Below are 20,747 nucleotides of genomic sequence, written 5' to 3' on the forward strand. Positions count from 1 at the left end.
AAACCTCTCAGAAACCGGGACCTACGAACCAAACGCGCCAGATGAACCAGACGAACCACGCGCAACAGGGCGCTGAGCACGATGCGGACCGTGCTCCGACACATGAGCTGGACCCGATTCATCGTGCGCCTGCGCCTTCGCACCCATGCGGCCCTTCTTCGCACCGCGCGCACCCGTACTCAATCGCAGCACCAGAACCATTAGCACCGGGGCACCAATAAAGGCGGTCACAATACCCACCTCAAGCTCACTCGGCATCACCAGAACGCGACCCAAAATATCGGAGGCAAGTACCAACACCGGGCCGTACACCAGCGACAGCGGCAGCACACGCGCAATATCGGAACCCACCAGCAGACGCACCACATGCGGCACGACCAGGCCCACAAAACCAATCGGGCCCGCAACCGCAGTCGCCGCACCACACAGTGCCATGATCGCAATAATCGTCGCGCCACGCACCATTGTCACCGGCACACCCAGGCCGGCTGCCGCATCCTCTCCAAGTGCCAGGGCACGCAGAGGACCAATCAGCATGAACGACAGCACCAAACCCAACGCCACAAAGGGCAGCGCAGACAGCACCTGCTCAAAGGTGCGGTTCTCCAGCGAACCCACCACCCAGAAACGGTGCGAATCAAAAGCCTTCGAATTAAACATCGTGATAATGCCGGTAATCGTGCCCAGGCAAGCGTTCACCGCCACACCAGTCAGCACCAGACGCGCCGTCGAATCCAGGTTCGGTTTAGAATCCACCAGGCCCATGACGAACACCAGCGCCGCTGCCAGACCCGAACCCAGTAGAGCCAGCCACAGCTGAACGAACGGGGAGGACACCCCAAAAACGCCCACACCCACCACCACGGAGGCGGCAGCACCCGAGTTCACACCCAGCAGACCCGGCTCAGCCAGCGGGTTACGGCTCAACGCCTGCATGAGCACACCCGACACCGCCAACGCGGCACCCACCAGCAACGCCGCGGCGGTACGCGGGGCACGCTTCGCCCAAATCAGCTTCGACTCAATAGTGTTCGCCTCCGGGTGGAGGAAACCGTCAATGGAGCGATCCAGGGGGAACATGCGCGAACCCACCGCAAACGACAGGGCGCAAAGCAGCACCAGCAGAACGCCGCCAATAATGAGCGCAACCGCCAGACGCGAGATAGACTTGCCGCCCTGACCGCCCGAGGAGGCGCCAGATACGGCGTCCGAAGAAGCGGAGAGGGCACGAATTTTCGCCAGGGAGGCAGCGCTGACGGTGGAGCCTTCGCTGACGGCGGGTCCGGAAGGGGTGGTGGTCTGTGGGGTCATATGCCTTGGAGGTGGTGGGGGAGCGGTGCGCTCCCGTGCGGACGGAGGATGCTTAACGTATCAATAGATGAGTATTAAGTATCGCATATGCATATATGAGGTTATCCTAAAAAAATGGCAAATATGACGAATAAGATCACCCGCCGCTCCTTCGGCGCACTCGCACTCGGTTCCTTCGGTGCCCTCGCCCTGGCGGCATGCGGCTCCTCCAACACTTCCGGCTCTTCCTCCGCGTCTGCTTCTGCGACCGGTAAGAAGGTGGCACCCTCCGCCCTGCCCTCCGGCATGGGCACCACCACCGTTGACGGCGAATTCCCCCGCACCGTCAAGCACTTCCGCGGTGAAACCACCATCAAATCCGCACCCTCCAAGGTCGTGATTCTCTCCACCGGTCAGCTCGACGGCGTGCTCTCCCTGGGCATCGTACCCGTCGGCGCGGCAACTGCCGGTGACGCCGACCTGGTCCCCACCTACCTGAAGACCAAGTTCTCCGATAAGTCCGCAGAGCTCGACAAGATTGCCAAGGTCGGCAAGCGCACCGACCCGGACGTTGAGGCCATCGCAAACCTCAAGCCCGACCTGATCCTCATCAACAACACCAACAAGAAGGACGAGCTGTACGAGTCCCTCGCCAAGATCGCGCCGACCGTGGTCACCGAGGGTACCGGCATTAACTGGAAGCAGGACTTCCTGCTGATTGCCGCCGCGCTGGGTACCACCGAGAAGGCTGAGAAGCTTATGGAGGAGTACACCACCAAGGCGAAGTCGGTCGGTCAGAAGGCCGGCACCGAGAAGACCTTCTCCTTCCTGTACGCTTCCGCTGACCGCACCCGCATCTTCGCGAAGTCCTCGTTCGTGGGCTCCATCTGCCAGGATGCGTCCCTGGCACGCCCCGCAGCTGCGCAGGTTGAGAAGACTTCCATCGACCTGAGCTCCGAGCAGCTTGACCAGGCTGACGGCGATTACCTGTTCTACGGTGTGCAGGGCGGTGACGAGTCTAAGCTGACCGGTGAGGCGCTGTGGAGCACCCTCAAGGCTGTTACCGAGAAGCGCGCGCACAGCGTGGATTCTGATATGTTCTTCCTGAACGCTGGCCCGGCTGCCGCGCTTGGCGTTCTGGAGACCATTGAGAAGGCGCTCTAAAGGCTCTAGCCTCTCGTAGAGATTTGTAGAGAATCACTGAGTTCCACCAAGAATCACTGAAGCCCCGCATTCTTGCCTCTCATGCCCGTGCATGAGGGTGAGGAAGCGGGGCTTTCTGCACGCTGTGCACCTGTTTTTTGCCCGCCGGATGCACTTGTGACCGGATTCGGTGCGCGTCCGCCCGAAATAGGGTCTAATGGGGGTAGAAGGCGTAGCGGTACCGTTGCCCGCGCCTGACACACCGAACCTTCCACACCGATTAATTCACCGACGAAATGAGCACGTAATGCCGAAGAATAAGCCCTCCGAAGAGACCCTGGCGCAGGTACGCCGCGTCATCGACGCACTCAACGAGCGTGGCGCCCGCAAGCAGGCAATCCGCCTGAAGGTGACCCGCCCCGATGCACCGCTGCCGCAGACTGCTTCCAAGTTTGGTGGCCGCCCCTACCTGCCCGCCGGGGAGTCTGCGCCGACCAATGAGAAAGGTGAGCCGCTGGGCATGATCGCGCAGATTAACTGTGCCGACCTGCCCGAAAATGATATCTACCCAGCAACCGGTCTGCTGCAGTTCTGGATTAACCCCAACGACGAAAAGTGCTTGTGGGGTTACGACTACAAGAACCCGCTTTCGCAGAAAAACCACCGCGTGGTCTACTACGAGACGTTGGATGAGCCGAACCCGGATGCCCCCTTCCCGACCGTGAATTGGGATAAATACGATTGGCCTCTGGGCCCCGAGGGCGAGGACGTTTCTGAGGCGACCACCGAGTACGCACTTGCCTTCGAGACCTGGGAACAGAGCTTCCTGGACGGTGGCCTCGAAATCTACGACCAGTTCGCTGATGCCTGGGATGAAATGTACCCGGACCAGAAGCTTCCCGAGAACCCGAACGCACGCGATAACGCCTCCTACAACCTGCTGGAGCCCTTCGAATCGGAGGAGAGGGATTACTCGTATATTGGCGGCTACCCTTCGTTCGCGCAGGGTGACCCGCGCGATGAGTTTGAGGAGCTGCGCGGCCACTCGGTGAACCTGCTGACTATCGAGTCGGAGTGGGGCGAGGATGCTGAGGAGGACGTGTACGTGATATGGAGTGATGCCGGTGCAGCGAACTGGCTGATTACCCCGGAGGCACTTGCCGCCCGCGACTTCTCGCAGGTCGTCTTTGAGTGGGCTTGCAGCTAGACACCGTATTACTTTCACATCATCAATGAGGAGACTCTAAAATGCTCGACAACAAGCCGTTCAAGGACATCGAGAAGCAGGCGAAGCACGTTATCGACCTGCTCAACCAGGAGGGTGCCCGCAAGAAGGCTATCGCGCTGAAGCCCTTCGTTCCCGCCGATCCCTTGCCGCAGACTGCCTCCAAGTTTGGTGGCCGCCCCTACCTGCCCGCTGGCGAGTCCGCACCGACCAATGAGAAGGGTGAGCCGCTGGGTATGATTGCGCAGATTAACTGCGCTGACCTGCCCGAAAACGACCTGTACCCCGCCACCGGTCTGCTGCAGTTCTGGATGGACCCGAACGACGAAGAATGCCTGTGGGGTTACGACTACGAGAACCCGCTCTCTCAGAAGAATCACCGCGTCGTCTACTACGAGACGTTGGGCGAACCGAACCCGGACGCCCCGTTCCCGAACGTGGACTGGGACGAAGGCGGTTGGCCCATTGGCGGTTTCGACTGTGAGAGCGGCCCGCTCGAAATTGAGTACGGCATGACCTTTGAGGTGCGTGAGCAGGGTGTGACCGCATCCGGCTACGACTACTATGACCTCTTTGGCAAGAAATGGGATGAAACCTACCCGGATGAGTTGCTGCCCGAGGCGCACAAAAACCCGTATAAGAACCAGCCTCGCCGCGAAGCTATCTACGAGCTGACGGACCCCTTCGAGTCGGATGAAGAGTACTCCCACGTGGGCGGATACCCGTACTTCGTGCAGAATGACCCGCGTGACGAGTTCAAGGAGCTGCGCGGCCACACGGTGAACCTGCTGACTATCGTCTCCGAGTCGGAGAACGAGGAGAACGAAGACGAAGAAATCGAGATCATGTGGGGTGATGCCGGTGCGGCGAACTGGCTGATTACTCCGGAGACGCTTGCCGCCCGCGATTTCTCGCAGGTCGTCTTTGAGTGGGCCTGCGGCTAAGTAAGGTCTTGGCTGAGTAGCCGCAGGGGAGGGAAATAGAGAATAACCGCTCTATTTCCCTCCCCTTTTTGTGTACCTTTTATCGGGCACTTCTAAGCAGCGCGATACTTACGGTTCTTACTACGCGGCGGAGCCGTCGGGACAATCAGCTTCGCCTCCACAAGACTGCGCAGGTCATTCGTAATGGAGGTACGTGAAGCGCCCCGACCCCAATGTTCTTGGATATACGCCGTGGAAACAGCCTCGCCCTGTGCGCGCAGGCCGCGCACAATACCAGCCTGGCGTTCGCTGAGACCATCAAGCGACACGTCGACTCCCGTCGGTTCGACGGCGTCGGCTGAATCTTTGCCCGTGGAATGGGTTGCTTGCTGAGTCTTATCCTCAGGTGTGGTCTTCTGTTCCGTAGAAGACACATCCTGTGGGGGTTGCATCAGAGTGACCTGCACATAGAGTAGACGGTCAGCAAACTGGGGAGCGGGCAGACCCGCCTCCTTCAGCGCGCGCAGAACCGTGGGAATACCCGAAGCCCTGTTCTCCGCAATCAAACGCCCCGTCGCCGGGTCGGGCAGGTCAGTCAGAATGCTCGCCAGGTAGCTATTGCGGGTTGAAGAAACACCGGGCTGACCAAAATCTCGGATAGTCACGGCACCGTAAATACCACCCGGGCTACGCACCACCAGGCGGTTGGTGTAGAGCTCAACCTGCACCTGCGAGCCGCGCGCACCCGGCGAGTAGTCGCGGTGCATGAGGGCGTTAACCAGGAGCTCACGGATAGCCTCCAGCGGATACTCGTAGCGCTCAACCCGCCCGATACCGCTGCTGTTGAGACCCTCCATCGTGGACGTTTTGCGCATATTGCGAACCAAAACGCCCATCGCTTCATCCAGCATGGAGGGGATAGGCCCGGTACAGCTGTGATTGTCTAGGAAACGTCGACCGTCCTCGGTGACCTCACCGAGTTCTTCACCGGGAAGAACAACGACGCTCATCATCAGCTGCGGGAAGAACGCCTGCGGGTAGGAGCCCATGGCGAGAAGCGCCCCAAGAGTGGGCACTTCTCGACCCTCAGAATCGATGCGCAGAATGCGTGCCTGCAGAAGAACCTCACGGTCAGAAAGCGCCGCAAAAACGCGAGGCTGTTCTTCGCGGAGGCGGGCAACGTAGGCGCTGACGAGGGTGGGTGAGAGGTCCTTGAAGCTTGCCTCGCTGACGAGTTCCTCGTCGTAGCGGGGCTGACTGCGGTTCTCTAGGAGGCGGTCAATCTCGTACTTGGTGAGGCGAATATCGGCCTCGCCGACGCGCTGGTAGGAGCCGTTGTACATGCCGTGTGTTTCGATGTAGTAGGGCTTCTGCGTCGGGTCGCCGGGGAGTACGTCGATGCGCACGATACGGTGCTGCTCATCTGCCGCCTCAATTTGAATATCTACCGGGGGTCGAGGCGTGATCTTGGAACGGATTGCCTCAACGGATGCGTCGTGGACTGCCTGTGCATTGAAACCTTCAACCGGTTGCAGACCCTCTGCCGGGTCGGTCAGGCCAAGAAGGATGGTGCCACCGTCGCCGTTAGCGAAGGCGCTAACGGTTTCAAGAACGGACTTAGGGAACCCGCCAGCGGCAGCTTTGACTTCTACCCGCCCGTTTTCAGCCCGGTTATGGCGTAGGTTTTTGATGAGTTCGGCGGTGTTTGTTTCCATGCATGCTCCCGATGGCTACTTCTTGATGAACGTCATAGCAACGTCATAACAGCATCATAACAATTTCTGTTATGAAGTTGTTATGATCCTGCGATAATGTTGTTATGATGCGATATTTTCCTCGCGCCTTGAACCTTGAAAACCCCGGATTTGCAAGCTAAAACCGGGTATTTTGCCGGCGCTGATTGAGCGCGCATCATAACAGCCGTCATAACAACTTCTGTTATGACAGCTGATATGATGCCCCGTCATAATCCGCAATAAACGACATATAGGTACCCGCACTTGGTGCACCCCGCCGCCGGTGGCACAGTATAAAGTCGAGCCACTATCGACTCCCCGCACACAGGCGGGCAGATACACCAGGAGCAAACCAATGGCTGAACACACTTTCGGCTTCCGCACCCGCGCACTGCACGCGGGCGGTACCCCCGACGCCGAGCACGGATCCCGCGCGGTCCCCATCTACCAGACCACCTCCTTCGTCTTCAAAGACGCTGACGACGCGGCGAACCTCTTCTCCCTGCAGAAGTACGGCAACATCTACTCGCGCCTGTCCAACCCCACCGTCGCCGCACTGGAGGAGCGCATCGCCTCCCTCGAAGGCGGTATCGGCGCGGTGGCCACCGCCTCCGGCATGGCCGCCGAGTTCATCACCTTCGCGGCGCTCTGCCAGCAGGGCGACCACATTGTTGCCTCCTCGCAGCTGTACGGCGGCACCGTCACCCAGCTGGACGTGTCCCTGCGCCGCTTCGGCATCAACACCACCTTCGTGGCCGGCACCGACCCCGCCGACTACAAGGCGGCCCTGACCGAGAACACCAAGGCAATCTACACCGAGGTTGTCGCCAACCCCTCCGGTGAGGTTGCCGACCTGGAGGGCCTCGCAGAGGTTGCCCACGAGGCCGGCATCCCGCTGGTCGTGGACGCCACCATCTCCACCCCCTACCTGATTCGCCCCCTCGAGCACGGCGCGGACATCGTTATCCACTCGGTCACCAAGTTCCTGGGTGGCCACGGCACCACCCTCGGCGGCATTGTCGTCGAGTCCGGCCGCTTCAACTGGGGCAACGGCAACTTCCCGTCCATGACCGAGCCCGTGCCCTCCTACAACGGCGTGTCCTGGTGGGGTAACTTCGGCGAGTACGGCTTCCTCACCAAGCTGCGTTCCGAGCAGCTGCGTGACTTCGGCCCGTCGCTGAGCCCGCAGGCCGCGTTCAACCTGTTGCAGGGCGTCGAGACTCTGCCGCAGCGCATGGACGCTCACCTGGCCAACGCCAAGCAGATCGTCAACTGGCTGGTTGAGGATGAGCGCATCGCCTACGTGAACTATGCCGGCCTGGAAGACCACCCGCACCACGAGCGCGCGAAGAAGCTGCTGCCGCTGGGCGTCGGTTCCGTGTTCTCCTTCGGTGTGAAGGCGACCGAGAAGGCTTCCGGCCGCCTGGTCGGCGGCGAGTTCATCGGTGCCCTGCAGCTGGCAAGCCACCTGGCGAACATCGGTGACTCCCGCACCCTGGTTCTGCACCCGGGTTCGACCACGCACCAGCAGCTTTCGAGCGAGCAGCTTGAGGCCGCCGGCGTGGGCGAGGACCTGATCCGTATTTCGGTGGGTCTGGAAGACGTGGAAGACATCGTCTGGGACCTGGACCAGGCGCTGACCTACGCGACCGGCCTGAACCACGCCGGTGAGCGTGTGGGCGAGTCCAGCGCGGACAAGCTCGTGGAGGCCGAGGAGGCGGTTGCCGCCGCCAAGGCCCCCGAGGACGCTGCCGCCGCTAAGGCCGCCGAGGACGCTGCCGCCGCTGAGGCTGCTGCTGGCGCATCCTGCTCCCTGCCTACTACCACTCAGGAGGAGAAGTAATGACTGAGAAGCGTACCTGGGTGGGTCCTTCCGCCCCTGAGCGTCTGAACATTCTGCGTAATACCCGCACGATTGCGATTGTGGGTATGAGCGATAAGATTTCGCGTGCCTCGTACTTTGTGGCAACGTACCTGCAGTCGGCGTCGCCGTACAAGCTGTATTTTGTGAACCCGATTCTGGCGGCAAAGGGCAAGCTTGTGCTGGGCCAGCCGGTGTACCCGTCGCTGCAGGACCTGCCGGAGGTCCCGGATCTGGTAGAGATTTTCCGCCGTAATGAGGACCTGCCGGGCGTGGTTCAGGAGGCTGTGGACCTGGGCGCTAAGACCGTGTGGATGCAGCTGGGCTCCTGGAGCGAGGAGGCCGCCGCGATTGGTGAGGCTGCCGGCCTGAACGTGGTGATGGATAAGTGCGTGAAGATTGAGCATGCGCGTTTCCACGGTGGCCTGCACCTGGCTGGTTTCAACACGGGCGTGATTTCTTCGAAGCGTCAGGTGCTGTCGAAGTAAGCAGCCGGTGCTGTATAAGCCGCTGTAGCTTGTAATTACAAAAAATCAGGCGCTCGTTAGCGTTTGAACGGAAGGGGCGTACCCGGGGTGATTCCCGGGTGCGCCCCTCCTTCTTTGATGCTGACGCAGTGATATAAGCAACCATAAGATGACCAGGGAAAACGCCCAGATTCCTTGAGCGCGTGTAGCTCCAATGTTATTGTTGTAGTAACAGTCCCCCCTCCGCCTCTGATTCAAGCGCATCTCGAGGGGGTCCTTTTTTATGTTCGGTTCTACGGCGAACCGAGTAAGGAGAGCAGTGGCTTTGCCCAAGGAAGCATGCGTATTTCTGCCTTCACTGGACGACCAGAGGAAATACCTTATTGCCAAGAGGTACTTTCCTCAGGGAACGACCCTGAGCGATGATGACCGAGACATGCTTGCATGCTCTAATTTCCACTACCTTCTGGGATACTTTCGTAATTACAACAAATACAAGAGCGAAGGGCTTCTACCCGAAAACCCAGGCATCTCGGATGTTTTAGATATTGTGCGTATGGATGTGAAGGTCTCTTCCCTTCTGTACGGGTACATGAGGCAGAGCGAACAAGCGATTCGAGCTGCATGGGTGGATGTATTTTGCACTTATCGTAGTCCCCATGAGTATCTCAACCCGGATGCATATATCTGTATGGACCAGGACAGGCCAGTAGATGCCCTCATCAAAGATATGATGCGGCATATCCTGCGATACCGTGAACCGTATGTTCGTGAGCGCGTTGAGGAGTGGTGGAAATCCTGCGCTAAAAGTTCCTCTAAAACCCCCTCTGAAAACTTGGATGACTGGGAAGACGTTGAGGAGCTTCGAGAGATGATGCAAAAAGAGCTTCCCCTGTGGTCTGTTGTTGATTCGTTTTCTTTGGGACTTCTCTCCCATGCAGTGGTCCAAAGTTATGCATCAGAAACCTCCGCTGAGACTGGAGATCCTGAAAAGATGTTGCTCTACAAAAAGACCGCAGAATGTATGGGCGTAAGCCATAAGCACTTTGAGGGCCGTCTTAAGTCTCTGACTACTCTGAGAAACCGTGTAGCTCATGGTTCTCGCCTCTGGATGATGCCGACGACTGATACCTCTGCAAAGCCTAAAATTTTTGCTAAGGACCTCCGCGAGGCAGACCCGAAAGGTATGTTGGTCAGCTTCGCTAACGTTGCTCTTTTGCAAGGAAATATCCGTCGTCAGAGGGCGGCGTGGAAAGCGATAAAAGCTCTAGTGGAGCAGGATGAAAGCTACTGCGTTGGCGTAGGTTCGCAGAAAATCTTCTAAAACAGCGACAGTCCCGCAGCTACCTCGCATTATGATGCTGGCGTTCTCATGGGGCTAAGAGAGGGGCGTACCCGGGGTGATTCCCGGGTGCGCCCCTCCTTCTATACCCGGTGTAATGCCGGGTGTAGTACCCGGCAGGGCATCCGGCGTGTTTGGGCGAGATTGAGGGCGCAGCATCGCCCCTAGTGGAGGGCAGTTCAGCTTTAAGGTAAACCTACCCTTATGTTCTGGGGTGCTGAGCCGGTATCCTAGTGTGGAGCCCGGCGGCCGGTACTCAGCACACACGCGTACCGACCGCCGGGTCTTTTCACGCGCGAAATATGACGAAATATATGTCTAAAATGTCGAAATATAACGCCGTTTTTTAGTCATAAAAAGTCACTCGGTCACAGAAAAGAAAAAACTAGTCAGCTCCCAAAAAGAGTTCTAAGCTAGCAATATATTTATCCCCCGCATTTTATGCATAACCTTAGCCGAGGACAGCATGACCGGATTTACGACGAAGGCAATTCACACTACGGACCGCGACAACCCGTACGGCTCCATCCTGCCTCCGATCTACACGACCACCACCTACGCCCAGCCCTGTGACGGCACCGAAGGCCCCTACGACTACCAGCGCGGCGGCAACCCCACCCGCGCGGCCCTCGAAACCACGCTCGCAACCCTCGAAGGCGCCAAGCACGCCTTCGCCTACCCCTCCGGAATGGGTGCCACCGCTGCCGCCCTCGGTATCCTCAAGGAAGGCGAGACCCTGCTGCTGGGCATGCCCTCCTACGGCGGCACCTACCGCTTCGCGACCATCGAGCTGCCCGCCCGCGGCGTCAAGACCCGCTTCATCGGCGACTTCACGGCCCTCACCGACGAGGACTTCGCCGACAACGTGACCATGGTGTTCCTGGAGAGCCCCTCCAACCCGCTATTGCGCGTGAGTGACATCGCCGCCATCGCCGAGATAGCGCACCGCAACGGCGCAATCGTGGTCGTCGACAACACCTTCATGACCCCGCTACTGCAGAAGCCCCTCGACCTGGGTGCAGACATCAGCGTGCAGTCCGCCACCAAGTACCTGGGCGGCCACGCCGACCTACTCGGAGGCGTCGCCGCAACCAACGATGACGCGCTCGCCGAGCGCCTCTGGCACCTGCAGATGATTACCGGCGCAATGCTTTCGCCCACCGACTCCTACCGCCTGCTGCAGGAGGTCAAGACCCTCAAGTTGCGCCTGACCCAGCAGCAGAAGAACACCATCGAGGTCATCAACTACCTGGAGGCACACCCCGCCGTGAAGCGTGTGCTCTACGCGGGTTCGCACAGCGAGTATGAGGCGCAGGTGCACGCCCGCCAGGCGAACGGCCTGGGCGCGCTCATCTCCATGGAGCTGGTGGACGGCGCAGACCTGCCCGCCTTCCTCGAAGCCCTGAAGATTTTCACCCACGCGGTGAGCCTGGGTGGTATCGAGTCGTTGGTGGTTCGTCCCGCGCTCATGGTGCAGGCCGCCTACACGCAGGCGCACCGCGATGAATACGGCGTGAGCGACAACCTCATCCGCCTGGCCATTGGCATCGAGGAGATTGAGGACATTATCGAGGATTTGGAGCGCGGCCTGACCGCGGCCCTGGCGCATCAGGCATAGTCCCTGAACATGAGGCACCGCACGACCGTATCGCGTGATTCGAGGTGCCCCAAATACGCGGTGTAATGTCACCCATAATAATTACTCAAAATACCCGGATTAACGTATTTCTTTCAACGTAAAAGAATGTTTTTAATGCGGGTATTTTGTGTACCCTCACCGCATTTTTATATGACGTTGCGTGAACATATTAACCCCCGTGAAGTTTAGCTAGAACGGCATAAAAAATGCGGGTAGGGTAAATCTCAGATACACGACGACACACACAGCTACACCCGCGTTCGGGGTAGCCCGGACGAAAGAGAACCACCATGAGCCAGCAGAACCAGCTCGAACCGACCGGTTTCACGACCCGCACCATCCACGCCGTGCACGATGCCCGCTACGATGCGTCCGTGCCGCCGGTCTACCTGGCTAGCACCTTCGGTACCGCAGGTGAGGACACCACCTACATGTACCAGCGCGGCGCGAACCCCACCCGCGATAACCTGCAGGCGACCCTCGCCGCGCTCGAAGGGGCCGAGCACGCTTACGCGTACCCCTCCGGCATGGCGGCCACCGCGGCGGCCCTCGGCGTTCTGGAGGCGGGCGACACCCTGCTGCTGGGCATGCCGGCCTACGGCGGCACCTACCGCTTCGCGACCACTGAGCTGACTAAACGCGCCGTGAAGACCCGCTTCATCAGCGACTTCACGACCCTGAGCGATGAGGACTTCACCCCGGACGTGAAGGTCGTCTTCCTTGAGACCCCCACGAACCCTACCTTGCAGGTCACCGACATTGCCGCGGTTGCGGAGCTGGCGCACCGCCACGGCGCCCTGCTGATCGTGGACAATACCTTCATGACGCCTTACCTGCAACGTCCCCTGGAACTCGGTGCTGACATCACCGTGCAATCTGCCACCAAGTTCCTGGCCGGCCACGCCGACCTGCTCGCCGGTGTCGCGGCCACGAACGACCCTGACCTGGCCGTTCTGCTGCACCGCGGTCAGCTCGTCAGCGGCGCGCTGCTGCCCCCGATTGACTCCTACCGTCTGCTGCAGGACGTGAAGACCCTGGCCCTGCGCCTGGAACGCCAGCAGCAGAACGCCCGCGAGCTCATCGAGTTCCTCTCTGAGCGTCCCGAGGTCGAGAAGATTTTCTACGCCGGCAGCTCCTCCGAGGAACAGGCGGAGGTGCAGTCCCGCCAGGCCCGCGGCATCGGCTCCGTCTTTTCGCTGCTGCTCAAGGACGGCGGCGACGCGCAGGCCTTCGCCCGCTCCCTGCCCATCTTCGTGAACGCCGTGAGCCTGGGTGGCATCGAATCGCTCGTGAGCCTGCCCGCGCACACCACGCACGGCGCATACGCCCAGGAGCACCGCGACGAGTTCGGCGTGGATGACCGCCTCGTGCGCCTGGCAATCGGCATTGAGGATGTTCAGGACCTCATCGCGGCCCTGGAGATTGGTCTGAAGGCCGCCTTCGCCGGCTAGGTTCGTGCCGCCGGTTCATACCGCTGGCGAACGTCGCCGATCCATACCGCAGATTTCAACTTTCACACCACACATCAACGTAGATTAAGGAACCAAGAATGACCGTTCTCAACACCTCCGCCGTGCTGAACCGACGCTCCCTGCTACTGGGCGCGGCCCTCGCCGGAACCACCGGCCTGCTCGCCGCCTGCTCCGGCGGTAACAGCTCCAGCTCGGGCTCCGCACAGAGCTCCTCCAACCTGCTGGAGTCCATCAAGTCCGCGGGCAAAATCCGCATCGGTGTGGAGGGTACCTACCGCCCCTACACCTACCACGACGCCTCCGGTAAGCTCGCCGGCTTCGAGTACGACATCGCCGAGACCCTCGCCAAGGACCTGGGCGTGACTGCCGAGTACATCGAAACCCCCTGGGACTCGCTTATCGCCGGCGTGGACGCGGGCCGCTACGACATCGTGCTCAATAACGTGGCACCCACCGAGGAACGTAAGAAGAAGTACGATTTCTCCGTGCCCTACGCGCACTCCCGTGCCCGCGTGGGCGTGAAGAAGGACTCGAGCCTGAAGAACGCCTCCGAAATCTCCGGCCATAGCGCCGCCCAGAGCGCCACCAGCAACTACCGCAAGCTCGTGGAGGAACGCGGCGCCACCATCATCGAAGTCACCGGCTTTGACGAGGCTATCGAGCAGGTGCTCACCGGCCGCGCTGAGCTGACCGCCAACGACTCCGTGTCCTTTGCCGAGTACTTCAAGGAGCACCCGGACGCCAACCTGCGCCTGCTGGATGGTGAGGTCGGCCCCGGCACCAACGTCGCCGTTCTGCTGCCCAAGAACCAGACCGCGCTGAAGGATGCGATTGACGCCTCCATCAAGAAGCACCTGGGCAACGGTGACTTCAAAGCAATTTTCGAGAAGCATGTGAGCGAGGACTTGAGCCCCGCCTCCTAAGCTTTCGTGAAAGGCTCGGAAGGGGCCCGGAAAGGGCTCACCCGCCAGGACTTCTGAAATTGTGTCGTGGTTGATGTCTCTGTGGCTTATCCTGCACCGATGAGAGAATATGACGGAATGTTACGTTGAATTCTTTCCCACCGGGAATAGCTGTAGGATAGCCAGCGTTGCACCCGCAGAGAGGGGCACACCGCATGATGCCCCCGGGTTACCGCAGGGTGACAACCCGCAACTACAAGAGCATCAACCACCACACGAAAGAAGAACACTATGTCCGCAATGATTAACCGCCGCACCGTCCTCGCAGGCTCCGCTTTCACCGGCCTGGCTGCACTGCTCGCAGCGTGCGGTTCGTCCAGCAGTAGCACCGCATCCAGCACCAACAAGCTGGAGGCTATCAAGTCTGCCGGCAAGATCCGTGTGGGCCTGGAGGGCACCTACCGCCCCTTCTCCTTCCACGACTCGAACGGCACCCTGGTCGGTTTCGAGAAGGAAATCATCGACCTGGTCGCTAAGGACCTGGGCGTCACCGCAGAGTTCACCGAAACCCCCTGGGATTCGCTGATCGCCGGTGTGGACGCTGACCGCTACGACATCGTCATCAACAACGTTTCTGCAACCGACGAGCGTAAGCAGAAGTACGACTTCTCCGTACCCTACCTGTACTCCGAGCCGAAGGTCGCCGTGAAGAAGGATTCTTCCCTGCAGAACGTGAGCGAGATTTCCGGCCACTCCTCGGCGCAGTCCGAAACCTCGAACTTCCGCAAGATGGTGGAGGCGAAGGGCGCCTCGATCGTGGTCGTTTCCGGTTTCGATGAGGCTATCGAGCAGGTCCTCTCGGGCCGTGCAGAGATGACCGCGAACGACTCCGTGTCCTTCGCTGAGTACTTCAAAGAGCACCCGGACGCTAACCTGCGCCTGCTCTCCGGTGACCTGGGCACCGGTAGCAACTCCTCCATCCTGCTGCCTAAGGGCCAGGACGCCCTGCGTAACGCTATCGACGAGTCGCTGAAGAAGCACCTGGAGAACGGTGACATCAAGGCGATTTACGAGAAGTACGTGGGCGAAGACCTCTCCCCGAAGAACTAACACTCTCATAAGGAGCTGAGTTCCGCGCATGGAACGCTACCTCAACCTCTGGGCAGAATCACTGCCGCAGCTGCTGACCTCGACGGTGGCAGTGACCATTCCGCTATCGCTCATCTCCTTCGCGCTAGCGCTGCTGGTGGGCATCATCTCCGCCGGCGCGCGCACGAGCCGCTTTGCACCGGTGAACTGGCTGGCCTGGCTGTATATCTGGGTCTTCCGCGGCACCCCGCTGCTGGTGCAGCTGTTCATCGTCTTTTACGGCCTGCCGAAGGTCGGTATTGCCCTGGACGTGTGGAGCGCCGCGATCATCACGATGAGCCTGCACACCGGTGCGTACGTGGCGGAGACGTTCCGCTCCGCGGTGGCTGCTATTCCGCGCGGCCAGTTTGAGGCGGCGGCAACTCTGAACTTCACCCGCATGCAGACCCTGCGCCACGTGGTCATTCCGCAGGCGGTGCGTATCGCGCTGCCGAACCTGGGCAACAACTTCATTGACCTGATTAAGGGCACTTCGCTGGTGTCGGTCATTTCAATGGTTGACCTGTTCCAGACCGGTAAGCAGATCGCGTCGCGTACTTTCGAGCCGCTGGCAATGTACTCCGAGGTCGCCATCATTTACCTGGTAATTTTCACTCTGCTGACCGCCGCACAGTCGGCGCTGGAGAAGTACAGCAACCGTTACGTGAGGAGCAACAATGCTTAGCGTTGAATCCCTGTCGAAGAGCTTCGGCGATACGCAGGTGCTCAAGAACATTAGCCTGGACATCCCCGACGGTGAGACCACGGTGATTCTGGGCCCGTCCGGTAGCGGTAAGTCGACTCTGCTGCGTTGCCTGAACCTGCTGGAAACCCCGCAGTCCGGCACGCTCACCATTGACGACGCGCAGGTGGATTACAGCCAGAAGCTCACCGACGCGCAGGTGCGTGATATTCGTTCCCGTTCGGCGATGGTGTTCCAGCAGTTCAACCTGTTCCCGAACTACACGGCGTTGAAGAACGTGGCGCTCGCCCCGACCCTCAACGGCACCCTGAGCGCTCAGCAGGCGCAGGAGCGTGCCCGCGAGCTGCTGGCGAAGGTGGGTCTTGCCGACAAGGTAGATTCCTACCCGGACGCTCTCTCTGGTGGCCAGCAGCAGCGTGTGGCGATTGCCCGCGCCTTGGCGTTGGAACCCTCCTACCTGCTCTTTGATGAGCCGACGAGTGCGCTGGATCCCGAGCTGGAGGCGGAGGTGATCCGCGTGCTGATGCAGCTGGCGAAGGAGGGGCGCTCCCTGGTCATCGTGACGCACAATATGGCGTTTGCGAAGAAGGTTGCGGATCGTATCGTGTTCCTGGAGAACGGTACCCTGCGTTATAACGGTGAGCCGGCCGGTTTCTTTGCTTCGGATGATGAGCGTATCCGTAAGTTCTTGACCGTGTACGACAGCACCGAGTACACGATTTAGGCATATTGCACATAGTAAATATGGGCTGGTTTCTGCCGGTCAGATAATCATCTGACGTGCGGAAACCAGCCCATATTCTATATTCAGCATATATTCGTTCTACTCTGAAGGCCTCTTCGAGCGGCGGTACTCCTCCAGCTGCTCAGGACTGACCACCTGTAGCTGGTCGGTGAGCGGATTACCCGGCGACCAGCCCTCATCCTGAACCGAGTTCTCTTCACGGTTGAAGAAGGTGAGCAGGCGGGGGCGGTGCACCTGCAGGCCGCCCGGGGTGGTCGGTAGCTGCCAATTCTTCATATGGGAGAGCACACCAAACACCAGGCACAAGATGATAGACAGCGCCATCGCCAGGTTAGGGCGGTGGAACAAGCCGGTTACCAGAGCGGTTTCAGAAGCACCCATAAACGCGACCGTTGCGTACAGGGAGTTACCACCAAAGATTGCCGGGATGCGGTTGACCATAATGTCACGGATAACGCCGCCACCGACCGCGGTGGTGATGCCCAACGCGATAGCGGGCAGCCAGTGCAGACCCAAGTTCAGGGACTTAATGGTGCCGGTTGCAGCCCAGCATCCCATGCCCACGAAGTCGACAACGAGCATGGTTCGGGTCGCCCAGCGGGCACTCAAATCGATGCTGTACGCAAGGATGGAAGAAACGATAGCACCCACCCAGTAGCCGCCGTCAGTGAGTGCCACGGGCAGTCCGGAGTTCAGTAGGATGTCGCGAATCATACCGCCGCCCATGCCGCAGGCGACCGCAAGCAGTAGGAAGCCCACAATGTCGAATCGGAAGGCGCGCGCCACAGCACCGCCGAGCAGGCCGTTAGCGACAACGGCGGCAATGTCGACGATGCGGAATACCTGATCCGGGTCAAAGAGCTCGTGCATGGGCGTTCTCCTGCGTACGTGATGCGTGTGCTGTGGGTACCGGTAGGGGAAGTGCGCGCAACGGGGGGGTCGGGTGACGACGTTATCACCGCATCCGGCTCTGTCTGCCTGTGCGCGTACCTGAACTGGCACCGATTTATTGTAGACCCGCCGCCGCTCCTGCTCCTAGTTGAAAGGTGCTCATGACGAGCTCTGAGACGTAACGGAGAAGCGTGTGGGCGCGCTAAAAGATGGGCGTAGAATGAGTGAATCTCCACCCCCAATGCTCTGTCATGATTGTTTCTGCGCTGGGTTCTTTCCAGGACGGTAGTGGCATCATTTCTTCGCTACTGTTGGCATTGAGCCCCCTGAATGCGGTGGAGTCTATGGCGATCATGATGTTTGCCGGTGCGGCGCTGTCGGCGCTCATGGTGTGGCTACCCTCCCATAAGCTGAGCGCTCGCTAAGCTGGGTCTAGACGAATACTGAAGGCATGTGGCCCGGTCGTTTGATAGACCGGGCCACATCGCAAATCGTTATCTGCGTAAGGTGAAAGGAGCCGCCGTGACGGTATCGCGTGACGAAGTTTTCGAAATCCTGCGGGGCGTGGTGCCCCGCCTGGAGGAGGTGCTTCCCGGCTGGTCGGTGCGCCCCAATATCACGGGTACCGGCGCGGTGGGGCTCTATCTGGACGGCCCCGCAATCTACCGGGACGGCGAGCCCCTGACCGGCGTGAACGCCGAGGGTGAGCCGGTCGTTCGGCACCTGTGCGGCACGATTCAGACCGCTGACCGCGGCCTGCCGCAGGAGCTCGGGCAGGTGCGCTACCAGTACATCCTGGGCGTGAGCGTGGCGGAGCACGAGAGCGAGTATCCCGAACTGGCCGACCTGGCGAGCGTGGGGGAGCCGAGCTGGGTTCCTGCGCTGAGGGCCCTGGAGGCGCTGGTGGAGTTCGAGGGCCGCGAGACGCTGTTCATCAGCCGCGGCGGGTACGTGCCCGGTCGCCGCGCCCTGGGTAAGCGCCGCGTGGCGCTGCGGCGCGAGTTCTTCCCCGGTAAGCCCTGGCTGGGTTTGGGCACGATTGACTGGTGTGCGGGCGTGCGCTCGACCCCGGTGTACGCCGAGGATCTGGTGGCTCTGGTGGCCGCGGCGACGCGCCTGGCGAGTAGCTGGGATGCAGCCCTGCGCATTGGCGCTGCGGACAGCCAAAAGTAGTTAAAACAAAGCGGCGCATCCGACCCGTGATGGGGTGGATGCGCCGCTTCTGTGTGTGCTCTAACGCTGAGTGGGTTTAGTCCAGTGCCTCAGCCAGTTTGAACGAGTCGAGCCGTATGAGATATTGCCTCATCGATAGCATGCAAGGGTGATGCATCCTGCTACCTCTACGGGGGCGTAACCGTAGCATTTGTAGAGCGCAACGGCGTGTTCACTAGCGACGTCGGTAGTAATGAGTCGCTGTCGAATGTCTTCTCGGTCAAAGTCATCAATGACACGCTTTAGAAGCGCAGAGCCAACGCCCTGACGCTGGGCGTGTGGATGCACTAGGAGGTCCTGAATGTAGGCGATAGATTGTCCGTCCCCGACGGCGCGGACTAGCCCGACGAGTCGTCCCGTTCCGTCCGTGGTTGCCTCTCGTGCGGTGTATAGATACCGCGACCCTTCCAACATCGGGATGAGACGTTCGGGCGTTTTGGTATAGGCGCTCCAGCCCACAGAATCGTAAAGCTCAGTAAGTTCTTCTACGCTGGGAAGAGGGCTGGTGGAGTCCAAAATACAGTACCGCATACAGGCATTGTATAGCGCCAAATCGAGGGAGCTAGGAAAGCCGTCCAACGCGTTTTTAGCTACTGCAGGGCATAATCTGTGCATAAAGGAAGCGGCGCATCCGACCCGTAAAGGGGTGGATGCGCCGCTTCTGTGTGTGCTCTAACGCTGAGTGGGTTTAGCCCAGTGCCTCAGCCAGCTGAATGCCCTGTGCCACGCCACCGAGGGTTGCAGCAATACGAATCAGGTCGTTGACCTGCTCCTTGGTTGCGCCCTCTTCGCGCAGGGTGTGCTCGTGAGCCTCAACGCAGTGGGAGCAGCCGTTGACTGCGGACACTGCCAGTGCGAACATCTCGAAGTCCAGCTTCTCAATGCCACCGTTCTTACCGATGATCTGCATGCGCAGGTTTGCGCGCTGGTCATCGTAGGCGCCGTTCAGGAAGCCACGGGTGCGGTAGAAGATGTTGTTCATGCCCATGATGGTTGCAGCGCCCAGAGCAGCCTCGTAAGCGGTGTCGCTCAGGTGCTCCTTAGCCTCTGCAGCAATCTCAACAACAACAGAGTCAACCTTGGTTGCTGCTGCGGTTGCGAGGATTGCGCCCCAGAGCTGCTGCTCGGTGAGGGAGGTGATGCGGGGCAGGGAGGACAGGTTGAGGTTCATGTCCTTCGCGTAGGAAGGCAGAGCCGAACGCAGGTTATCGATGCTCATGGATTACTTCATCTCCTTGAATGCGTCGATGGTTGCTGCACCCTTCTTCCAGTTGCATGCGCACAGCTCGTCGGACTGCAGCGCGTCCAGCTGGCGGAGTACCTCGTCGGTGTTACGGCCGACGGAGTCAGCGGTAATGGAGACCGACTGGATGGTGTTGTGGGGGTCGATGATGAAGGTTGCGCGGTCTGCAACGCCGTCCTTGTTCAGGATGCCCAGCGCTGCGGTCAGTTCGCGCTTGAGGTCGGATGCCATGACGATGGGCAGGTCCAGGAGCTCTTCGTGGGAGCGGCGCCATGCGTAGTGGGTGTACTCGTTGTCAACGGAAACACCGATCACCTGGGTGTCGCGTGCCTCGAACTCGTCAGCGAGCTTGCCGAATGCAGCAATCTCGGTGGGGCAAACGAAGGTGAAGTCCTTCGGCCAGAAGAAGACGACGCGCCAGGTGTCTTCGTCCAGACCCTCGGAGGAGACGGTGGTGAAGTAGTCTTCGGGCTTGGTTGCTTCGATGTCAGCCAGCTTACCGGGGACAACGCCGGTGAGCTCGTATGCGGGGAACTGGTCGCCGATGGTCAGAACTGCCATAGTGTTCTTCTTTCTGCTTTGTGCCGCGCGGATTCGTTGCGCGGCGCTTGTTCTAAGTGGTGCCCATTGGGCGGGCTCGATAACTATTTTATTATGAATAATTCATAATAATCAAGTGATGTTGGATTAAAACCCGAAGGTTTAACTATGATATGCATCACTGAACATTCCGAGGTGTTCAAAAAGCTCTTCCCCGCACAAATCTCCACGTGCAAATTTCCATGCGCAAATCCCACCTACAAACCCCAGGGGTTAAGCTCGAAT

The 20,747-nt window shown here is 59.8% G+C and carries 20 protein-coding genes; 14 read left to right on the forward strand and 6 right to left on the reverse strand.

From position 1 onward, the window contains the following. Nucleotides 1-21: 21 nt before the first annotated feature. A complete protein-coding gene (locus tag HMPREF2942_RS01345; RefSeq protein ID WP_070688053.1) occupies nt 22-1,311 on the reverse strand; it encodes a FecCD family ABC transporter permease in 1,290 nt (429 codons plus the stop codon). 123 nt (nt 1,312-1,434) lie between these two features. Between HMPREF2942_RS01345 and HMPREF2942_RS01350 the strand changes: the two genes are divergently transcribed. The 3 genes from HMPREF2942_RS01350 to HMPREF2942_RS01360 all read left to right on the forward strand — a co-directional run bounded on the left by HMPREF2942_RS01350 (nt 1,435) and on the right by HMPREF2942_RS01360 (nt 4,602). Then, nucleotides 1,435-2,454, forward strand: coding sequence for an ABC transporter substrate-binding protein (locus HMPREF2942_RS01350; protein ID WP_070605202.1), 1,020 nt, complete (start codon nt 1,435-1,437; stop codon nt 2,452-2,454). Between the two features lie 286 nt (nt 2,455-2,740). Next, nucleotides 2,741-3,640 carry a YwqG family protein gene (locus tag HMPREF2942_RS01355; protein ID WP_070605136.1) on the forward strand — a complete coding sequence of 300 codons (900 nt, stop codon included), beginning with the start codon at nt 2,741-2,743 and terminating at the stop codon, nt 3,638-3,640. Between the two features lie 41 nt (nt 3,641-3,681). Continuing rightward, nucleotides 3,682-4,602: a YwqG family protein gene (locus HMPREF2942_RS01360; protein WP_070605134.1), complete on the forward strand. Its 921-nt coding sequence runs from the start codon at nt 3,682-3,684 to the stop codon at nt 4,600-4,602. Between the two features lie 92 nt (nt 4,603-4,694). Here the strand turns inward: HMPREF2942_RS01360 and HMPREF2942_RS01365 are convergent, their stop codons facing one another. Beyond that, the gene (locus tag HMPREF2942_RS01365) at nt 4,695-6,296 is read right to left on the reverse strand and encodes an ATP-binding protein (RefSeq protein ID WP_070605131.1); all 1,602 of its coding nucleotides are present in this window, start codon (nt 6,294-6,296) and stop codon (nt 4,695-4,697) included. 376 nt (nt 6,297-6,672) lie between these two features. On the opposite strand from HMPREF2942_RS01365, the gene HMPREF2942_RS01370 reads away from it, so the two are divergent. From HMPREF2942_RS01370 to HMPREF2942_RS01410, 9 genes are all read left to right on the forward strand, one after another. After that, complete coding sequence (locus tag HMPREF2942_RS01370) at nt 6,673-8,160, forward strand: O-acetylhomoserine aminocarboxypropyltransferase/cysteine synthase family protein (RefSeq protein ID WP_070688055.1); 1,488 nt, start codon at nt 6,673-6,675, stop codon at nt 8,158-8,160. Beyond that, nucleotides 8,160-8,666 carry a CoA-binding protein gene (locus HMPREF2942_RS01375; RefSeq protein ID WP_005509183.1) on the forward strand — a complete coding sequence of 169 codons (507 nt, stop codon included), beginning with the start codon at nt 8,160-8,162 and terminating at the stop codon, nt 8,664-8,666. The genes HMPREF2942_RS01370 and HMPREF2942_RS01375 overlap by 1 nt, the downstream gene beginning before the upstream one ends. Nucleotides 8,667-8,970: 304 nt before the next feature. Next, a complete protein-coding gene (locus HMPREF2942_RS01380; protein WP_168165841.1) occupies nt 8,971-9,969 on the forward strand; it encodes an Abi family protein in 999 nt (332 codons plus the stop codon). Nucleotides 9,970-10,453: 484 nt separating this feature from the next. Then, nucleotides 10,454-11,605: a trans-sulfuration enzyme family protein gene (locus HMPREF2942_RS01385; protein ID WP_049346545.1), complete on the forward strand. Its 1,152-nt coding sequence runs from the start codon at nt 10,454-10,456 to the stop codon at nt 11,603-11,605. Nucleotides 11,606-11,916: 311 nt separating this feature from the next. Continuing rightward, nucleotides 11,917-13,077, forward strand: a complete 1,161-nt coding sequence (locus HMPREF2942_RS01390) for a trans-sulfuration enzyme family protein (protein WP_049346546.1) — start codon at nt 11,917-11,919, stop codon at nt 13,075-13,077. A gap of 98 nt (nt 13,078-13,175) precedes the next feature. After that, entirely contained in the window at nt 13,176-14,021 is an 846-nt protein-coding gene (locus HMPREF2942_RS01395) for a transporter substrate-binding domain-containing protein (protein ID WP_070688060.1), read from the forward strand. A 270-nt stretch (nt 14,022-14,291) separates the two neighbouring features. Further along, a complete protein-coding gene (locus HMPREF2942_RS01400) occupies nt 14,292-15,110 on the forward strand; it encodes a transporter substrate-binding domain-containing protein (RefSeq protein ID WP_070688062.1) in 819 nt (272 codons plus the stop codon). Between the two features lie 28 nt (nt 15,111-15,138). After that, the gene (locus HMPREF2942_RS01405) at nt 15,139-15,813 is read left to right on the forward strand and encodes an amino acid ABC transporter permease (protein WP_049346553.1); all 675 of its coding nucleotides are present in this window, start codon (nt 15,139-15,141) and stop codon (nt 15,811-15,813) included. Continuing rightward, entirely contained in the window at nt 15,806-16,555 is a 750-nt protein-coding gene (locus HMPREF2942_RS01410; protein ID WP_070688064.1) for an amino acid ABC transporter ATP-binding protein, read from the forward strand. The genes HMPREF2942_RS01405 and HMPREF2942_RS01410 overlap by 8 nt, the downstream gene beginning before the upstream one ends. A gap of 99 nt (nt 16,556-16,654) precedes the next feature. Here HMPREF2942_RS01410 and HMPREF2942_RS01415 read toward each other — a convergent pair whose 3' ends face one another. Next, a complete protein-coding gene (locus HMPREF2942_RS01415) occupies nt 16,655-17,446 on the reverse strand; it encodes a trimeric intracellular cation channel family protein (RefSeq protein ID WP_070688066.1) in 792 nt (263 codons plus the stop codon). A gap of 272 nt (nt 17,447-17,718) precedes the next feature. On the opposite strand from HMPREF2942_RS01415, the gene HMPREF2942_RS09425 reads away from it, so the two are divergent. Together HMPREF2942_RS09425 and HMPREF2942_RS01420 are read left to right on the forward strand one after the other, a co-directional pair. Next, on the forward strand, nt 17,719-17,892 hold the full coding sequence (locus tag HMPREF2942_RS09425; RefSeq protein WP_162837467.1) for a hypothetical protein: 174 nt from the start codon (nt 17,719-17,721) through the stop codon (nt 17,890-17,892). Between the two features lie 97 nt (nt 17,893-17,989). After that, entirely contained in the window at nt 17,990-18,640 is a 651-nt protein-coding gene (locus HMPREF2942_RS01420) for an L-alanine-DL-glutamate epimerase (RefSeq protein ID WP_070688068.1), read from the forward strand. 129 nt (nt 18,641-18,769) lie between these two features. Here the strand turns inward: HMPREF2942_RS01420 and HMPREF2942_RS09610 are convergent, their stop codons facing one another. The 3 genes from HMPREF2942_RS09610 to HMPREF2942_RS01435 all read right to left on the reverse strand — a co-directional run bounded on the left by HMPREF2942_RS09610 (nt 18,770) and on the right by HMPREF2942_RS01435 (nt 20,483). Continuing rightward, nucleotides 18,770-19,294 carry a GNAT family N-acetyltransferase gene (locus HMPREF2942_RS09610; RefSeq protein WP_314938644.1) on the reverse strand — a complete coding sequence of 175 codons (525 nt, stop codon included), beginning with the start codon at nt 19,292-19,294 and terminating at the stop codon, nt 18,770-18,772. Between the two features lie 73 nt (nt 19,295-19,367). Continuing rightward, complete coding sequence (locus HMPREF2942_RS01430) at nt 19,368-19,898, reverse strand: alkylhydroperoxidase, AhpD family (RefSeq protein WP_070688070.1); 531 nt, start codon at nt 19,896-19,898, stop codon at nt 19,368-19,370. A gap of 3 nt (nt 19,899-19,901) precedes the next feature. Beyond that, nucleotides 19,902-20,483, reverse strand: a complete 582-nt coding sequence (locus HMPREF2942_RS01435) for a peroxiredoxin (RefSeq protein WP_049346562.1) — start codon at nt 20,481-20,483, stop codon at nt 19,902-19,904. Nucleotides 20,484-20,747 lie beyond the last annotated feature (264 nt).

Source organism: Rothia sp. HMSC071C12 (genome assembly GCF_001813895.1).
GTDB lineage: Bacteria > Actinomycetota > Actinomycetes > Actinomycetales > Micrococcaceae > Rothia > Rothia mucilaginosa.